This window comes from Pseudomonas sp. E6002 (genome assembly GCF_013385565.1).
GTDB lineage: Bacteria > Pseudomonadota > Gammaproteobacteria > Pseudomonadales > Pseudomonadaceae > Aquipseudomonas.
The window spans coordinates 1-18226 of the sequence record NZ_JACAPT010000054.1 but is presented as its reverse complement, the minus strand read 5'-3'; the positions used below and the strand labels follow the sequence as shown (position 1 = coordinate 18226).

Genomic DNA, 18226 nt, shown 5'->3' with positions numbered 1-18226 from the left:
TCATCGTCAAGATTAAATTCCGAAACCCCTGATTGCTTATGCAGTCAGGGGTTTTGTTTTGCGCGGTCGGAAAGTATGGCGAGCGTCTCCAAGTGTTCCTCACTTGCAGCCTACGATTGTCTTCAATGCTAAAGTCCATCCCTCGATTTTGCTTTTCCCAAGGAAGCCGTTATGCCGGATGCGACGTCCCTCAGTGCTGGATTCATGGTGGTTCACGGCAACCGCCTGGATGAACTGCGCAGCCTGGTTGTCAGCTGGATGCGCCGTTACCCGCTGGCTCCCCTGGAAAACGAAATCGCCCTGGTACAAAGCAACGGTATTGCCCAGTGGCTGAAACTGGCGCTGGCTGAAGACCCTGAAGACGACGACATGGGCGGTTGCGGCATCGCTGCCGCTATTGATGTGCAGCTTCCCGGCAGCTTTATGTGGCAGCTCTATCGCATGGTCCTGGGCAAAGACGAGATCCCGCCCAAATCCCTGCTGGATAAAGCCCCACTGACCTGGCGCCTCATGCGCCTGCTCCCCGAGCTGATCGATCAGCCCCATTTCGAACCCCTGCAACGCTTCCTGACCCACGATACGGATCTGCGCAAACGCTACCAACTCGCGGAACGCCTCGCCGACCTGTTCGACCAATACCAGGTCTACCGTGCCGACTGGCTGGAAGATTGGGCTGCCGGTCGCCATCAACTGCGCAATGGCCGTGGCGAATCCAAACCTTTGAGTCCGGCCAACTGCTGGCAAGCCGAGCTATGGCGCGCCCTGCTGTTGGACGTAGGAGAGGAGGGCATGGCTCAAAGTCGCGCCGGAGTTCACCAACGCTTTATCGAGCGCATCAATAGCCTGGAGCAGGCACCGATAGGCCTGCCCTCCCGCGTGATCGTGTTCGGCATTTCCTCCTTGCCAGCCCAAGCGCTGGAAGCCCTTGCCGGCCTCGCCCGTTTCAGCCAGGTGCTGCTGTGTGTGCACAACCCTTGTCGCCATCACTGGTCCGACATCGTCGCCGACAAAGACCTGCTCCGAAACGAATACAAGCGCCAGGCACGCAAGGCCGGAATGCCGGTCACCATCGACCCGCAAACCCTGCATCAGCACGCCCACCCGCTGCTCGCTGCCTGGGGTAAGCAAGGTCGCGACTACATCAACCTGTTGGACAGCTACGACGACCCCAACAGTTACCGCTCGGCATTCCGTGACGGTCGTATCGACCTGTTCAGCGAGAGCGAGCCCACCACCGTGCTCAACCAACTCCAGGACGACATCCTCGAACTGCGCCCCCTCAACGAAACCCGTGAACTCTGGCCAAGCGTCGACCTGGCGCGCGACACTTCCATTCGCTTCCACATCGCCCACAGTGCCCAACGCGAAGTTGAAGTTCTTCACGACCAGTTACTGCAGCGCTTCAGCGCCGACCCCACGCTGCGCCCACGGGACATCATCGTCATGGTCCCCGACGTCGACAGCTACGCGCCGCATATTCGCGCCGTATTCGGCCAGCTTGAAAGAAGCGACCTACGCTTCATTCCGTTCACGCTTACGGACCAGGGCCAGCGTGGCCGCGATCCGTTACTGATCGCCGTCGAGCACCTGCTCAAGCTCCCGGACAGCCGCTTTCCGGTCAGCGAAATCCTCGACCTGCTCGACGTCCCGGCCCTGCGGGAACGCTTCGCCATCAAGGAACGCGACCTGCCGACCCTGCACCGCTGGATCGAAGGCGCCGGTATCCGTTGGGGCCTCAACGCCGAACAACGCGCCGGCCTCGGCTTACCCCAGGAGCTGGAGCAAAACAGCTGGCGGTTCGGCCTGCGTCGCATGCTCCTGGGCTACGCCGTCGGTACGGGCTCTGCCTGCGATGGCATCGAGCCGTACGATGAAATCGGCGGCCTCGATGCTGCCTTGATAGGACCGCTGGTCGCACTGCTCGATGCGCTGCACGACGCCCACCAGGCACTTTCGCAACCTGCCGCGCCGACAGAGTGGGGCGAGCGCCTGCAAAACCTGATGCAGTTGTTCTTCCTCCCGAGCAACGAGCACGACGACTACCTGTTGGGTCAACTCGAGCAATTGAGAGAAACCTGGCTGGAGACCTGCGAGTCCGTCGGCCTGCATGACGAATTACCCCTGACCGTAGTCCGCGAGGCCTGGCTGGCAGGCCTCGACCAAGGGCGGCTGTCCCAGCGCTTCCTCGCGGGAGCTGTCAATTTTTGTACCTTGATGCCCATGCGCGCGATCCCGTTCAAGCTGGTTTGCCTACTCGGCATGAACGATGGCGACTACCCACGCGCGCAACCGCCGCTGGACTTCGACCTGATGGGCAGCGACTACCGCCCAGGCGATCGGTCACGCCGCGAAGACGACCGCTACCTGTTGCTCGAAGCCCTGCTCTCCGCCCGCGACCAGCTCTACATCAGTTGGGTCGGCCGCAGTATCCGCGACAACAGTGACCGCCCGGCATCGGTCCTGATCGGGCAGTTGCGCGACCACATTGCCAGCGGCTGGCACACCACCAGTGGCGAACCACTCCTGGAAGCCACCACCCAGGAACACCCGCTCCAGCCCTTCAGCGCCCGCTACTTCCATGAAGGTGACGAGCTGTTCAGCTACGCCCGCGAATGGCAGTTGCTCCACGCAATCCCGGACAGCGTGCCCGATACCGGCAGCCTCGCACCCTACACCCAGGAAGAACCGTTGAGCCTTGGCCAACTGCAAGACTTCCTGCGCAACCCGGTCAAACACTTTTTCAGCCAGCGCCTGAAAGTGTTTTTCGACGCCGCCGAAGTCCCGCTGGAAGATGAAGAACCCTTCGTCCTCGATGCACTGCAGCGCTATAACCTGAGCGACAGTTTGCTCACGGCGGCACTCACCCGCCCCGACAACCTTGACGAAGCCCTCAACGCCCAGGCCCTGCGTCTGCAAGGCAGTGGCTTGTTGCCGATGGTTGGTTTCGGCGAATGCCTGCGCAAAGAACTGATCGAGCCTCTGCCCGACCTGTTGCAGCGTTACCAGCAACTCCTGGCACTCTGGCCCACTGCGCACACCAGCGCCGAACCGATCAGTTTTGAGCATCAAGGCATCCAGCTGGAAGGTTGGATCAGTGGCCTGCATCAACGCAGTGATGGCGGCTTTCTAAGCGTCACCGCCATCCCCAACAGCATCGGCTCGATCAAGACCCGTAAGTGGCATCGCCTGATTCGCCCATGGGTCAACCACCTGGTGGCCTGTGCCTGCGGTCTTCCGTTAAGTACCGGCCTGGTCGCCAGCGACGACACACTGCTATTGGCCCCACTTGAGCAAGCCACAGCCCGGGAGCTCCTCGGCAACCTGCTGCTCGCCTGGAAAACCGGCATGAGCGAACCACTGCCGGTCGCCGTTAAAACCGCATTCGCCTGGCTCGGTCAAACCGACCCGGCCAAAGCGCAAGCCGCCGCCAGCAAAGCCTACGAAGGCGACGGCCAAACCAGCGACGGCGAGCGCCGTGAAAGCCCTGCGCTCATCCGACAGTTCCCCGACTACGCCGCCTTGATGGCCAGCGAAGAGTTCGAAGGCTGGTGCGAAACCCTCTATCGACCGTTGATCAACGCTCCCTGGCGATCACTCACCAGCGCGGAGGCCAGCGCATGAGCGGTACAAAACCCCTGGCCCTGGCCTTCCCGCTCAAGGGTAGCCAACTGATCGAAGCCAGTGCCGGCACAGGCAAGACATTTACCATCTCGGCGCTCTACCTGCGTCTGGTACTCGGCCACGGAGGTGACGAATCGGGTTTCGGCCGCGAGTTGCTGCCGCCGCAAATTCTCGTCGTGACCTTCACTGATGCCGCCACCAAAGAGCTGCGTGAACGCATCCGAATCCGCCTGGCAGAAGCCGCGCGTTTTTTCCGCGAAGAAATCGAAGAACCCGACGCGTTGATCGCCGAACTGCGCGACCAATACAGCCCCGAACAATGGCCCGGCTGTGCCAATCGCCTGGACATCGCCGCCCAGTGGATGGATGAAGCCGCCGTCTCGACCATTCACAGCTGGTGCCAGCGTATGCTGCGCGAGCACGCCTTCGACAGCGGCAGCCTGTTCACCCAGACCCTGGAGACCGACCACAGCGACCTGCTCGGCGAAGTGCTGCGCGACTACTGGCGGCTGTTCTGCTACCCGATGCACGACGATGCGCTGAACTGGGTGCGCAACAATTGGGGCGGCCCGGCGGCCCTGATGCCACGGGTACGCGCGCTGTTCGGCAGCGAGCGGCCCACGGATGAAACGCGCGACCCCGCCGAGCTGATCAACGAATGCCTGCAAGAGCGCCGCCAAGCACTCGTCGCGCTCAAGGCACCCTGGCAACAATGGGCAGAAGAATTGCGCAACATTTGCCTGCAGGCCGTCGCCGCCAAAGCCGTCGATGGTCGCAAGATGCAAGCCCGTTACTTCGAACCCTGGTTCGAAAAAATCAGCGCCTGGGCAGCTGACGAGTCTCTCGAACAACTGGACATCGGCACCGGTTTCACCCGCCTGACCCCCGACGGCATGGCCGAAGCCTGGAAAGGCGAACCACCACGCCATCCGGGTATCGACGCCATGGCCAGTCTCAAGGCCAGCCTCGACGCCCTGCCAACGCCCGATGCTGCTGTGCTGCAACACGCCGCCGGCTGGGTGGGAAAACGCTTCGAAGAAGAAAAGCGCCGGCGCGCCGAAATGGGCTTCGACGACATGCTGATCCGCCTCAACGCCGCCCTGCAAGCCGACGGCGGCGAGCGTTTGGCCAGCGTGATCCGCGAGCAATTCCCGGTCGCCCTGATCGACGAATTCCAGGACACCGACCCGGTGCAATACAGCATCTTCGACAGCATCTACCGCATCGAAGAAAACCACCTCGACAGCGGCCTGTTCCTGATCGGCGACCCAAAGCAGGCGATCTACGCCTTCCGTGGCGCCGACATCTACACCTACCTGCGCGCGCGCCAGTCCACCACCGGCCGCCATCACACCCTGGGCACCAACTTCCGTTCGAGCCACGCCATGGTCGAGGCGGTAAACCACGTATTCCAGCGCGCAGAAAAAGGCCGTGGAGCGTTCCTGTTCCGTGAACCAGACGGTACGAATCCGGTGCCGTTCCAGTCGGTATTGTCCCAAGGCCGTAAGGAACAACTGCAGGTCAACGGTCAGACGTTGCCTGCGCTGAATCTCTGGCATCTACCCACCGACCAGCCGATCTCCGGCGTGCTCTACCGCCAACAGTTGGCCGCGTCCTGTGCCAGTCAAATCGTCGCGTTACTCAATGGCGGCCAGCAGGGAACTGCCGGATTCCTCGGCAAAGACGCTAGCTTCAAAGGCGTGCTGCCGTCAGACATCGCCATCCTCGTGCGTGACGGCAAGGAAGCCCAGGCCGTGCGCGGTGAACTGGCTGCCCGTGGCGTGCGCAGCGTTTACCTCTCCGATAAGGATTCCGTGTTCGCCGCCCAGGAAGCCCACGACCTGCTGGCCTGGCTCAAGGCCTGTGCCGAGCCGGACGTCGAGCGCCCACTGCGCGCCGCCCTGGCTTGCGTCACCTTGAATCTGTCGCTGCCCGAACTGGAGCGTCTGAACCAGGACGAACTGGCGTGGGAACAACGCGTAATGCAGTTCCGCGATTACCGTACGATCTGGCGCACCCAAGGCGTGCTGCCGATGCTGCGGCGCCTGTTGCACGACTTCAAATTGCCGCAAACCCTGATCACGCGCAGCGATGGCGAGCGGGTATTGACCAACCTGTTGCACCTCTCGGAATTGCTGCAACAGGCGGCCGCAGAGCTGGACGGTGAACAAGCGCTGATTCGCCATCTGGCCGAACATCTCGCGCTTTCCGGCCAGGCCGGTGAAGAGCAGATCCTGCGCCTGGAAAGTGATGAACAACTGGTCAAAGTGGTAACGATCCACAAATCCAAGGGGCTGGAATACGACCTGGTTTTCCTGCCGTTCATTTGCTCGGCAAAACCGGTGGATGGCAGCCGTCTGCCGTTGCATTACCACGACGCAAACGGCAAATCCCAGGTCAGCCTCAGGCCCACCGCCGAGTTGATCGCCCAAGCCGACGATGAACGGCTGGCCGAAGACTTGCGTCTGTTTTACGTGGCGCTGACCCGCGCCAAACACGCCTGCTGGCTGGGCATCGCCGACCTCAAGCGTGGCAATAACAACAGCTCGGTGCTGCACCTGTCGGCCCTGGGCTACTTGCTCGGCGGCGGCGCTTCACTTGGCGAGTCCGGCGGCCTGGCCCGCTGGTTGCTTGACCTGCAGGAAGGTTGCCCGGCACTGCATTACGCAGAAATGCCCGAGGCCGATGCGGTCGTATTCCACCCGCCGCGTAACGAAGCCACCTTGCTCGCGCCGCTGCTGCCCAAGCGCAAGGCGGCAGAAAACTGGTGGATCGCTTCCTACAGTGCGCTGCGTATCGGCGAGAGCATGAGTGCGGCGAGCCTCGAAGCGCCGGAAAGCCCACAAGCGCAGAAGCTGTTCGATGACGAACGCCTCGACCCGGATGCCCCACGCGAAGTGCCGGCTTCCGGTGGCGATATTCACCGTTTCCCACGCGGGCCGAATCCCGGCACCTTTCTCCATGGCCTGCTGGAATGGGCGGGCGGCGAAGGCTTCAATGTTACCCCGGAGGCCATCGAAGATGCGGTCGCCCGCCGCTGCAACCGACGCGGCTGGGAAGGCTGGATCGGCACACTCGGCGGTTGGCTCGGGCATCTGTTGCAAGCCCGGTTGCCGCTGGGCAACGGGCAGGTGGCCCTTAGCGAGTTGCGGCAGTACCAGATCGAAATGGAATTCTGGTTTGCCAGCCACAAGGTCGACGTCCTCGCACTCGACAAACTGGTGTGCCAGCACACTCACAATGGCGTATCCCGCGTGGCCGCCGAACCGGTGCTGCTCAACGGCATGTTCAAGGGTTTTATCGACCTGACCTTTGAACACGAAGGCCGCTACTACGTGGCCGACTACAAATCCAATTGGCTTGGTCCCGATGATTCGGCCTACACGCAGCAGGCCATGGAACTGTCGATCCTCGACCATCGTTACGACCTGCAATATGTACTTTACCTGCTGGCCCTGCATCGCCAGCTGAAGGCGCGGCTGCCGGATTACGACTACGACCGTCACGTCGGCGGCGCGTTGTACCTGTTCCTGCGGGGCACCCATTCCGCGAGCCAGGGCGCGTATTTCACCCGACCACCCCGGGAATTGATCGAAAGCCTGGACCTGCTGTTCCAGGGCAAACCGCTACCACCTAAGGCCGAGCCCGCCTGGGAACAAGGAGAGCTGCTATGAGCCTGTCGCCGTTACCGCTTGAGGAGCTGGCGCCCCTCAGCCGCGCCGCCGACCTGGTGCAACTGCTCGATCTCTGGGTGCAGCGCGGCTGGTTGCGCGCGCTGGACAAGGCCTTTGTCGGCTTCCTCCACGAACTCGATCCGCAGGCTGATCCTTTAGTCCTGCTGGCCGCGGCCCTGACCAGCCACCAACTGGGCCATGGCCATGTGTGCCTGGACCTGTTCGAAACCCTCAAGGCCCCGGATTTCGCTCTGTCGCTGCCACCCGAAGGCGATGTGCAAACCGGCGTCATGCTGCTGCCATCACAGTTGCTCGACGGCCTGGACGGCGCCCATTGGTGCCATGCCCTGGCCGCCAGCCGTCTGGTGGCACTGGCCGTCGACGGCAGCGAGGAGGCGCAAAGCCGGCCACTGGTGCTGTCGGGCAAACGCCTGTACTTGCGCCGCTACTGGACCTACGAACGGCGTATCGACAGCGCTTTGCGCCTGCGACTTGCCACCCGGGAAAGCGTTGCCGCCGATCTGCCCGAACGCCTGAATCACCTGTTCGACCAGGCCCCGCCAGACGGTGTTGTCGACTGGCAAAAACTCGCCTGCGCCTTGGCCACCCGCGGTGCATTCAGCATCGTCACCGGCGGGCCGGGTACCGGCAAGACCACCACGGTGGTGCGTTTGCTTGCGCTGTTGCAGGCCCCCGCCGTGGAAGCGGGCAGCGCGTTGCGCATCCGTCTGGCCGCGCCCACCGGCAAGGCGGCCGCGCGCTTGACCGAGTCCATCAGCCAGCAAGTGCTGTCGCTGAAAGTGCCTGATGCGGTGAAGGACAAAATCCCGACCCAGGTCACCACCGTTCACCGTTTGCTCGGCAGCCGTCCCGGCACCCGACACTTCCGGCATCACATCGGCAATCCGTTGCCCCTGGATGTGCTGGTAGTGGACGAAGCCTCGATGATCGACCTGGAAATGATGGCCAACCTGCTGGACGCCTTGCCACCCCATGCTCGCCTGGTGCTGCTGGGTGACAAGGACCAGTTGGCCTCGGTTGAAGCCGGGGCGGTGCTGGGGGATTTGTGCCGCGACGCCGAAGCCGGTTTCTACAGCCCGCAAACCCGCCAGTGGCTGCAACAGGTCAGCGGCGAAGACCTCGGCGCCAGCGGCCTGCAGGAAGACCTCGACGGTAGCCATCCCTTGGCGCAACAAGTGGTGATGCTGCGTTACTCGCGGCGTTTCGGCGAAGGCAGCGGCATTGGCCAGCTGGCCCGCTGGGTCAACCAGCAAAACCCTGAGCAGGCCCGCAAACTGCTGGCTGCCCGCAGCCATGCCGACCTGTTTTGCGTCAGCCTCAAGGGCGAGCACGACCATGCCCTGGAGCGCCTGGTGCTGGACGGCCATGGCGACGGTGCCCACGGTTATCGCCATTACCTGAAACTGCTGCAGACCGCGCGTCCGTCCCTGGACACGCCACGGGATGACGAGGCCTGGACGCTCTGGGCGCAAAAGCTGCTGAAAGCCTTCGACGCTTTCCAGCTGCTCTGCGCCGTACGCAAGGGCCCATGGGGCGTGGAGGGCTTGAACCTGCGCATCACCGCCGCGCTGCTCAAGGCCCGGCTGATCGACAGCGACCAGCAATGGTACGAAGGGCGTCCGGTGTTGATGACTCGCAACGATTACGGCCTGGGCCTGATGAACGGCGATATCGGTATCGCCCTCAAGCTGCCCGAAAGCGACGGCGGGCCGCAGGTTCTGCGCGTCGCGTTCCCGCGCAACGATGGCCAGGGCGGCGTACGGTTTGTGTTGCCCAGCCGGCTCAACGACGTCGAAACCGTCTATGCGATGACGGTGCACAAATCTCAGGGCTCTGAATTCACCCACACCGCACTGATTTTGCCGGACGCCTTGAACCCGGTGCTCACCAAAGAGCTGATCTACACCGGCATCACCCGCGCCAAGGACTGGTTCAGCCTGATCGAACCCCGGGGTGGCGTATTCGAAGAGGCGGTGAGCCGTAAGGTGAAACGCTTGAGTGGGCTGATGCTGGAACTGGGCACTTGATCGTCAAAGAAGCTGACCAATGAGTCATCTAAATTTTCTGATCCAAATGTGTGATTTTTCTTAATAAAATGTCGGAATCCTCCTGGGTGTCGCCTCGGGGGTTTTCCGCCGTTGTGCTATCGTTGCGGCATCATCCCGAGAAGATCAAAGAGAATCGCTGCATGAACGTGGCTGTCTCGCCCACAGAGCGAAGTTTGAGCTGGAGACGAATGCTGCTGTTGGCGCTTCTGTGCGTGTTCACGCCCCTCGTTTTTGCCCAGCCGCCTGCCGGCATGGCCGATCAGCGGGCCAAGGCCGTCACCCAAGTGGTCCTGGGTATCCTCAGTTACGCCCGCTGGCCGGTAGAGCCCGCGCAATTGCGTTTGTGCATCGTCGGGCCAACCCAATACACCGATGACCTGGTCAAAGGCACCACCCAGGCTACCGGCCGTCCGGTAGTGGTGCAGCGTTTGCTGGCCGACCATCCAGACATCGCCAATGCCTGCGATGCCGTGTACATCGGCCAATTGACCAGCGACGAGCGCAGCCGCCTGTTCGCGGCATTGATCGGCCATCCGGTGCTCAGCATCAGCGAAAGCGGCGACCAATGCACCGTGGGCAGCCTGTTCTGCCTGCGGGTAGCCGACGAACAGGTGTCGTTCGAGGTCAACCTGGATTCCGTTGCCCGTAGCGGTGTGCGCATTCATCCGAGTGTGCTGCAGCTGTCCCGACGTCGAGCGCCGGGGTCATGAGTGTCGATAAGGCGCCAGTGCGTCCAACCTTGCGTTCAGTGATCGGGCGCGGGCACCTGAGCCTGGCGCTGATGGCCGTCAGCATGGCCAGTATCTCCCTGACCCTGCTCGGCGTGCTCGCGCTGCGGGTGTATGCCGACCACAACCTGCACCTGATCGCCCGCTCCATCAACTACACCGTGGAAGCGGCCGTGGTGTTCAACGACAGCGCGGCGGCCACCGAGGCGTTGGGCGTGATCGCCTCGGAGGAAGAAGTGGCCGAGGCGGAAGTCTTCAACGTCGACGGCAAGCAACTGGCCCATTGGGAGCGCCCTGAAACCGGGATGCTGTCGATGATTGAGCTGCAGTTGGCGCATGCCCTGCTCGAACAGCCCATCACCCAGCCGATCCTGCACCAGGGCCAGGTTATCGGCAGCGTGCACCTGACCGGCCACGGCGGCAGCCTGTTGCGCTTCCTGCTCAGCGGCCTTGCCGGGATTCTGGTGTGCACCGCCCTCAGCGCCTGGGTTGCACTGTACCTGGCGCGGCGTTTGTTACGCGGCATCACCGGGCCGTTGCACAGCCTGGCCTCGGTGGCCCACGCTGCCCGAAGCGAGCGGGCCTTTGACCGACGCGTACCGCCGGCGAAAATCGCCGAACTCGACAGCCTGGGCAATGACTTCAATGCCCTGCTCGACGAACTGGAGGCCTGGCAGACCCACCTGCAAAGCGAAAACGAAACCCTCGCCCACCAGGCCAGCCACGACAGCCTGACCGGGCTGCCCAACCGTGCGTTCTTCGAAGGGCGGCTGATCCGCGCCCTGCGCAGCGCCGCCAAGCTCAACGAGAAAGTGGCGGTCTTGTTCCTCGACAGCGACCGCTTTAAAGACATCAACGACAACTTCGGCCACGCCGCCGGCGATGCGGTATTGGTGGCAGTGGCTAAGCGCATTCGTGCGCAACTGCGAGAAGACGACCTGGTGGCACGCCTGGGCGGCGATGAATTCGCCATCTTGCTGTCGCCTCTGCACCGACTTGAGGACGCCCAGCGCATTGCCGAAAAAATCATCGCCAGCATGGACGCGCCCATTGCGCTGCCCGGCGACGCCCACGTATTGACCTCACTCAGTATCGGCATCGCCGTCTACCCCGATCATGGCGCCACCCCCGGTAACCTGCTCAACGCCGCCGATGCGGCGATGTACCAGGCCAAACGGCTTTCCCAGGGTGGCCAGCAAACGGCGGAATCGGAGTCCCCCGCCGCCGACGTTCAACACAGGAGTTGATCCCTTGTTCTCGACCGCACGCTTTTTATTCATCACCTTGCTCGTGGCTCTGCTCGCCCTGAGCGGCTGCCAGACCCCGCCGCCAAAAGGCCTGACACCGGCGCAAATCGCCGTGCTCAAACAGCAGGGTTTTGAACTGACTGACGAAGGCTGGGCCTTCGGCCTCTCGGGCAAGGTGCTGTTTGGCAGCGACGTCGAAAGTCTGAATGCCCCCAGCACCGAGATCGTCCAGCGCATCGGCAAGGCGCTGCTGGGCGTGGGCATTGAGCGCGTGCGGGTCGACGGCCACACCGACGCCTCGGGCAAGGAAACCTACAACCAGCAACTGTCCCTGCGCCGAGCCAAAAGCGTTGCGCACGTGTTGGCAGGCGTTGGGATGAAAGAAGAAAACGTACAACTGCGCGGACTGGGCAGCAGCGAGCCGGTGGCGTCCAACGCGACAGCGGCGGGGCGCACCGAGAATCGCCGGGTGTCGATTGTGGTAATTGCGGACTAGTCTGGCTTTCGGGCAGTTCGAGTTGGAATGCAATCAATGTGGGAGCCGGGTTTGCCCGCGATGGCGGTGGATCAGTTGATGTATTGGGTGACTGACACACTGCTATAGCGGGCAAGCCCGGCTCCCACATTTTATTTAATCGGCAAACACCATCTCCCGCGTTTCCCCCATCAACAACGGCTGATTCTGCTCCGTCACCTCACGGATGTAATCCCACAGCAGGGTGATCCGTTTCAACTTCCTCAAGTCCTCGCGGCAGTACATCCAGAACTGCCGCGTAATGTTTATCTCCTTCGAAAGCACCGGCAGCAATCGCGGGTCCTGTGCCGCCAAAAAGCACGGCAGGATCGCCAGCGAGCGCCCTTGCTGCGCCGCCACATACTGCGCAATCACGCTGGTGCTGCGCAAACTGGCGCTGGCGCCGGGCACTACATTGGCCAGGTACAGCAGCTCTGAACTGAACGCTAAATCATCCACGTAGCTGATAAACGGATGCTCGGCCAGGTCCGCCGCCCGGCGGATGGGCGGGTGCTGGTCCAGGTATTCCTGCGTCGCGTACAGCTGCAGCTTGTAGTCGCACAGCTTGCAGCACACGTACGGCCCGTGTTCCGGCCGCTCCAGGGCGATGACGATATCCGCCTCGCGCTTGGACAGGCTGATGAAGTGGGGCAGGGGCAGGATGTCCACCGAGATCGCCGGGTAGGTGTCGACAAAGTGGCTCAGTTGCGGGGTAACGAAGAAGCTGCCGAACCCTTCGGTGCAGCCCATGCGCACGTGGCCGGACAGCGCCACGCCGGAGCCGGAAACCTGTTCGCAGGCCATGTGCAACGTGCTTTCGATGGACTCGGCGTAGCCCAGCAGGCGCTGGCCTTCGGTGGTCAATACGAAGCCGTTGGTCCGGGACTTTTCAAACAGGAGAGTGCCCAACGATCCTTCAAGGGAACTGATGCGCCGCGACACCGTGGTGTAGTCCACCGCCAGGCGCTTGGCAGCGACGCTGGCCTTGCGGGTACGCGCGACTTCGAGGAAAAACTTCAGGTCATCCCAGTTCAGGGAGCCCAGTGACGTGATGTTTTTTTGCATATTGGACCGGCTTTTATGTGCGTTCTTATTAGAAGTTTGCACATCTATACTCCAAAAACAGTCCGAACGCCTCATCCTCAAGGCGATTCAACGCCTTGGTTCTCTGCATACCTACAAGAATTGGAGACCACATGAACGCATCTGCCGATATTTCCGTAAAACAGGTCAAGCTGCTGATCAACGGCGAGTGGGTCGAATCCAGGACCACCGAATGGCAAGACATCGTCAACCCCGCTACCCAGCAAGTGCTGGCCCGCGTACCGTTTTCCACCCCTGAAGAAGTCAACGCTGCCATCGACGCCGCCCATCGCGCCTTCCAGACCTGGAAGCTGACGCCGATCGGTGCGCGCATGCGCATCATGCTCAAGCTGCAAGCCTTGATCCGCGAGCACTCCAAGCGCATCGCCGTGGTCCTGAGTGCCGAGCAGGGCAAGACCATTGCCGACGCTGAAGGCGACATTTTCCGTGGCCTGGAAGTGGTCGAGCACGCGTGCTCCATCGGCACCCTGCAGATGGGCGAATTCGCTGAAAACGTCGCCGGCGGTGTGGATACCTACACCCTGCGCCAGCCGATCGGCGTGTGCGCCGGCATCACCCCGTTCAACTTCCCGGCAATGATTCCGCTGTGGATGTTCCCGATGGCCATTGCCTGCGGTAACACGTTCGTACTCAAGCCATCGGAACAGGACCCGCTGTCGACCCTGCTGCTGGTTGAACTGGCGCTGGAAGCCGGGGTGCCAGCCGGCGTGCTGAACGTGGTTCACGGCGGCAAGGACGTGGTGGATGCCCTGTGCACCCACAAAGATATCAAGGCCGTGTCCTTCGTCGGTTCGACCGCCGTGGGGACTCACGTCTACGACCTCGCCGGTAAACATGGCAAGCGCGTGCAATCGATGATGGGTGCCAAGAACCACGCCGTGGTGCTGCCGGATGCCAATCGCGAACAAACCCTGAACGCCCTGGTCGGCGCCGGTTTCGGTGCGGCGGGTCAGCGTTGCATGGCAACTTCCGTGGTGGTGCTGGTAGGCGCGGCCAAGCAATGGCTGCCGGACCTCAAGGCCCTGGCGCAAAAGCTCAAGGTGAACGCCGGCAGCGAAGCCGGCACCGATGTGGGTCCGGTTATCTCCAAGCGCGCCAAGGCACGCATTCTCGACCTGATCGAAAGCGGCGTGAAAGAAGGCGCCAAGCTGGAACTGGATGGCCGCGGCATCAAGGTGCCGGGCTTCGAGGACGGCAATTTCGTCGGCCCGACGTTGTTCTCCGGCGTGACCACCGACATGCAGATCTACACCCAGGAAATCTTCGGCCCGGTACTGGTGGTGCTAGAAGTCGACACCCTCGACCAAGCCATCGCCCTGGTCAACGCCAACCCGTTCGGTAACGGCACCGGCCTGTTCACCCAGAGCGGCGCGGCGGCGCGTAAATTCCAGAGCGAAATCGATGTGGGCCAGGTCGGCATCAACATCCCGATCCCCGTGCCGGTTCCGTTCTTCAGCTTCACCGGTTCCCGTGGTTCGAAACTCGGCGACCTGGGCCCGTACGGCAAGCAAGTGGTGCAGTTCTACACCCAGACCAAAACCGTCACCAGCCGCTGGTTCGACGACGACAGCGTCAACGATGGCGTCAACACCACCATCAACCTGCGCTGATCGAGGAGACGACCATGAAGATTGCATTTATCGGCCTGGGCAACATGGGCGCGCCGATGGCGCGCAACCTGATCAAGGCTGGCCATGCGCTGAACCTGTTCGACCTGAACCAGACCGTGCTCAAGGAACTGGCGGAACTGGGCGGCACCATCAGCGCTTCACCGCGCGCGGCAGCAGAAGGCGCCGAGTTGGTGGTGACCATGCTCCCGGCTGCGGCCCATGTGCGCAGTGTGTGGCTCGGTGAAGACGGCGTGCTCGCCGGCATCGGCAAAGGCGTGCCGGCGGTGGATTGCAGCACCATCGACCCGCAGACCGCCCGCGATGTAGCGGCGGCGGCAGCGAAACAAGGCGTGGTGATGGCGGATGCTCCAGTGTCCGGCGGCACCGGCGGTGCCCAGGCCGGGACGTTGACCTTCATGGTCGGCGCCACCCCGGAACTGTTCGCCACCCTGCAACCGGTGCTGGCGCAGATGGGTCGCAACATCGTCCATTGCGGCGAAGTCGGCACCGGGCAAATCGCCAAGATCTGCAACAACCTGCTGCTGGGTATCACCATGGTCGGCGTCAGCGAAGCCATGGCCCTGGGTGATGCGCTGGGCATCGACACCCAAGTGTTGGCGGGAATCATCAACAGCTCCACCGGGCGCTGCTGGAGTTCGGACACCTACAACCCATGGCCAGGGATTATCGAGACGGCGCCGTCGTCCCGGGGTTATACCGGTGGGTTTGGTGCAGAACTGATGCTCAAGGATCTGGGACTGGCCACTGAAGCGGCCCGCCAGGCACACCAGCCGGTGATCCTCGGCGCAGTGGCGCAGCAGTTGTATCAATCGATGAGCCAACGTGGGGAAGGGGGCAAGGACTTCTCGGCGATCATCAACAGCTATCGAAAACCAAAGTAGGGCGATTGTCCTTCTTCACTGTGGGCCCCTGATTTTTACTGCGTAGACCTTCCAGCACCAGCTCACTACTGGTGCTTTTTTTTGACCTGAATAAACCCCTTCGCGACGTTTGTGGGAGGGCGGTATTACTTATCGACTAATGCCTAGGGATAAGGTTTTTTTGCATTGTTATAGTTGTGAAATAAACTTTTACAAGTTTCAGGTGTGACGCTGAAATATCATGTTTTTGATCATGGGTTATTCATTTGGTGAGTGTCCATGGGGCGCTCGATTATCATGCCGTTATAATTGATTTCTCGGTTATGTGTGTTCGGTTTGTCGTGGCTTCCCTCATTAAATACCCATGTTTATTGCGTGTTTACATTTCTCTTTGATGTTGACTACTGCCTCGCTAGTATCGGTTTTGCGAGCGTTGTCATGGTTGCTGCGTCTCGATAACTTCCGCCGAAGCGTTGTACTTTCAAAGTTGTGCAGGTGTGTCAGAGATGGCTAGCGAATGGATGCGTACATCGGGTTTCCCAGGGCTATCGGCCTCATCGAACGAGGCCGCCCTGGAACTTGAAAAAGCCCGCATCCTGGCCCGCCACCTCTCCCGGTTGCTCGACCTCTGGGCTGCGATGCAGTCCAGCCCAAGGCCCGGGCAGGCTTATTCTGACGCCAAGGATGTGCCACCTCATTCGGTGTCAGCGTGTTGCAAGCGCACGCGTGTGGGTCTGCAATGTCGTGAAGAAACCGGCGTCGGTTGATCGCTGTAAATCCTGACCAGTCCTATATAAACGCAAAAAGAGTTTCGTGCTCGGCGGTAACTACCGTCGTGGGCATTCGCTCGCGCTGAAATACGTGTGTCCATATAAAAAACGGGTGAGAGATGAAAAACATAACTATTGTCGACAAGGCAACGGGGACGGCGACAGAGCATGCCTTTGGCAACGCCAGCCTCAAGGGAACCAGCATTGTAAAACTGCCGTTTGGACAAGAAAGCGTTCAATCGTTTCAACAGTCCGGCCAAAACCTGGTGGTCACTCTGAAGTCTGGAGAAACCATCACCATTCAGAACTTTTTTGTAGTGGGAGCCGACGGCGCCGCTAACCAACTGGTTCTGGAAAATGCCGACGGAACATTGTTGCTCGGCAACTATTCCACGCCGTATTCGGGTTTCAACTTCACCGAAATCTCGACCCTGGATGACCTGGGTGTGGCAGCCATTGCCGCTGACAGTGCGGTGCCGGACTGGGTGCTGTGGGGCTTGGGCATCCTCGCCGTCGGCGGTACCGCCGCGGCATTGAGCGGTGGTGGCGGTGGTGGTGGCCATCATCATCAAACGCCAGTTCCTGCACCCGGTGCTGCGACCGGTTTATCGGTCAACAGCGCGGGCACGGTGGTCAGCGGTAAAGGTCAGCCTGGCACCACAGTCACGGTCAAGGATGCCGCCGGTAACGTACTGGGCACAGGCACTGTGGGTACCGACGGCAACTTCCAGGTCAACCTGGACAAGCCGCAAACCAATGGCGAAACCCTGCAAGTCGTCCTCAAGGATGCAGCGGGTCAGGAATCGCAACCTGCGTCTGTGGTAGCGGGTGATACAACCGCCCCCGCCGCACCGAACGGTTTGGCCGTCAGTGCAGACGGTACAACCGTCAGCGGTAAGGGCGAGCCTAATTCGACCGTGATCATCAAGGATGCCAATGGCGAGGTCCTCGGCACCGGCACCGTGGATGCTGAAGGCAACTTCCAGGTCACCCTGGGAACTGCGCAAACCAATGGCGAAACCCTGCAAGTCACCCTCAAGGATGCTGCCGGCAATGAGTCGTCCGCCAGCCCCGTGGTGGCTGGCGACAGCACCGCCCCGGATGCGCCGACCAACCTGGTGATCAGTGCCGATGGCGCAACTGTCAGCGGTAAAGGTGAACCGAACGCTGCCGTGAGCATCAAGGATGCCAGCGGCAACGTGATCGGTACGGGCACCGTCGGCGCGGATGGCAATTTCCAGGTTTCGCTCGACACACCCGCGCCCGAAGGCGAAAGCCTGGCGATCACGCTCAAAGACGCTGCCGGCAATGAGTCGGCTCCGGGTGCGCTGGTTGTCGCCGATATTGAGACACCGCTTGCGCCGCGCAACCTGGCAATCAGTGACGTGGGTGACACGCTCAGCGGTGAAGGCGCCGCGGCCCACAAAGTCATCATCCTCAACGATGCTGGTGAAGTGGTCGGCAGCGGAACAGTGGCAGATGACGGAACATTCCTGGTGCAACTGAACTCGCTGCACATCAATGGCGAGCGGCTACGCGTGTTCCTGCGCAACTTCTCGGGCAAGGAATCCCTGCCAGGCATCGTCATCGCGGGGGACACCATCGCCCCGGATGCCCCAACCAACCTGGTGGTTGGCGAAGATGGCAGCACCGTCACCGGCAAGGGCGAACCGCGCGCGACCGTTACCGTGAAAGACGCCGATGGCAACGTGATCGGCACTGGCACGGTCGGCGACGACGGTAATTTTCAAGTCACCCTGGATCCGCTTCAGATTAACGGCGAAACACTGGCTGTCACATTGACCGATGCAGCAGGCAACGAGTCTGTTCCGGCTTCTGTGATCGCTGTTGATATTGATGATACGGACGCTGATGCTGACGCGGATGCCGATGCCGATGCCGATGCCGATGCCGATGCCGATGCCGATGCCGATGCCGATGCCGACGCTGACGCGGATGCCGATGCCGATGCCGATGCGGATGCGGATGCGGATGCTGATGCTGATGC

Annotated in this window: 10 protein-coding genes; 9 read left to right on the top strand and 1 reads right to left on the bottom strand. The window is 61.6% G+C overall.

Annotated elements, in window-relative coordinates; all coding sequences use genetic code 11:
* Nucleotides 1-171: 171 nt before the first annotated feature.
* The 6 genes from recC to HX815_RS30525 all read left to right on the top strand — a co-directional run bounded on the left by recC (nucleotide 172) and on the right by HX815_RS30525 (nucleotide 11835).
* On the top strand, nucleotides 172-3621 hold the full coding sequence (gene recC, locus HX815_RS30550) for an exodeoxyribonuclease V subunit gamma (RefSeq protein WP_177029442.1): 3450 nt from the start codon (nucleotides 172-174) through the stop codon (nucleotides 3619-3621).
* A complete protein-coding gene (gene recB, locus HX815_RS30545) occupies nucleotides 3618-7295 on the top strand; it encodes an exodeoxyribonuclease V subunit beta (protein ID WP_177029441.1) in 3678 nt (1225 codons plus the stop codon). Before recC ends, recB begins: the two co-directional genes overlap by 4 nt.
* On the top strand, nucleotides 7292-9343 hold the full coding sequence (gene recD, locus HX815_RS30540) for an exodeoxyribonuclease V subunit alpha (protein ID WP_177029440.1): 2052 nt from the start codon (nucleotides 7292-7294) through the stop codon (nucleotides 9341-9343). The genes recB and recD overlap by 4 nt, the downstream gene beginning before the upstream one ends.
* A gap of 161 nt (nucleotides 9344-9504) precedes the next feature.
* Complete coding sequence (locus HX815_RS30535; RefSeq protein WP_177029439.1) at nucleotides 9505-10074, top strand: YfiR family protein; 570 nt, start codon at nucleotides 9505-9507, stop codon at nucleotides 10072-10074.
* Complete coding sequence (locus tag HX815_RS30530) at nucleotides 10071-11339, top strand: diguanylate cyclase domain-containing protein (RefSeq protein ID WP_102368026.1); 1269 nt, start codon at nucleotides 10071-10073, stop codon at nucleotides 11337-11339. Before HX815_RS30535 ends, HX815_RS30530 begins: the two co-directional genes overlap by 4 nt.
* A gap of 4 nt (nucleotides 11340-11343) precedes the next feature.
* Nucleotides 11344-11835 carry an OmpA family protein gene (locus HX815_RS30525; protein ID WP_003214188.1) on the top strand — a complete coding sequence of 164 codons (492 nt, stop codon included), beginning with the start codon at nucleotides 11344-11346 and terminating at the stop codon, nucleotides 11833-11835.
* 135 nt (nucleotides 11836-11970) lie between these two features.
* Here the strand turns inward: HX815_RS30525 and HX815_RS30520 are convergent, their stop codons facing one another.
* A complete protein-coding gene (locus HX815_RS30520) occupies nucleotides 11971-12918 on the bottom strand; it encodes a LysR family transcriptional regulator (RefSeq protein WP_087694895.1) in 948 nt (315 codons plus the stop codon).
* A 131-nt stretch (nucleotides 12919-13049) separates the two neighbouring features.
* Between HX815_RS30520 and HX815_RS30515 the strand changes: the two genes are divergently transcribed.
* The 3 genes from HX815_RS30515 to HX815_RS30505 form a co-directional block, all read left to right on the top strand.
* On the top strand, nucleotides 13050-14567 hold the full coding sequence (locus tag HX815_RS30515) for a CoA-acylating methylmalonate-semialdehyde dehydrogenase (protein WP_008430611.1): 1518 nt from the start codon (nucleotides 13050-13052) through the stop codon (nucleotides 14565-14567).
* A 14-nt stretch (nucleotides 14568-14581) separates the two neighbouring features.
* Nucleotides 14582-15469, top strand: a complete 888-nt coding sequence (gene mmsB / locus HX815_RS30510) for a 3-hydroxyisobutyrate dehydrogenase (protein ID WP_003214181.1) — start codon at nucleotides 14582-14584, stop codon at nucleotides 15467-15469.
* Between the two features lie 868 nt (nucleotides 15470-16337).
* The coding region (locus tag HX815_RS30505) for an Ig-like domain-containing protein (RefSeq protein WP_177029438.1) at nucleotides 16338-18226 on the top strand (1889 nt) is incomplete at its 3' end.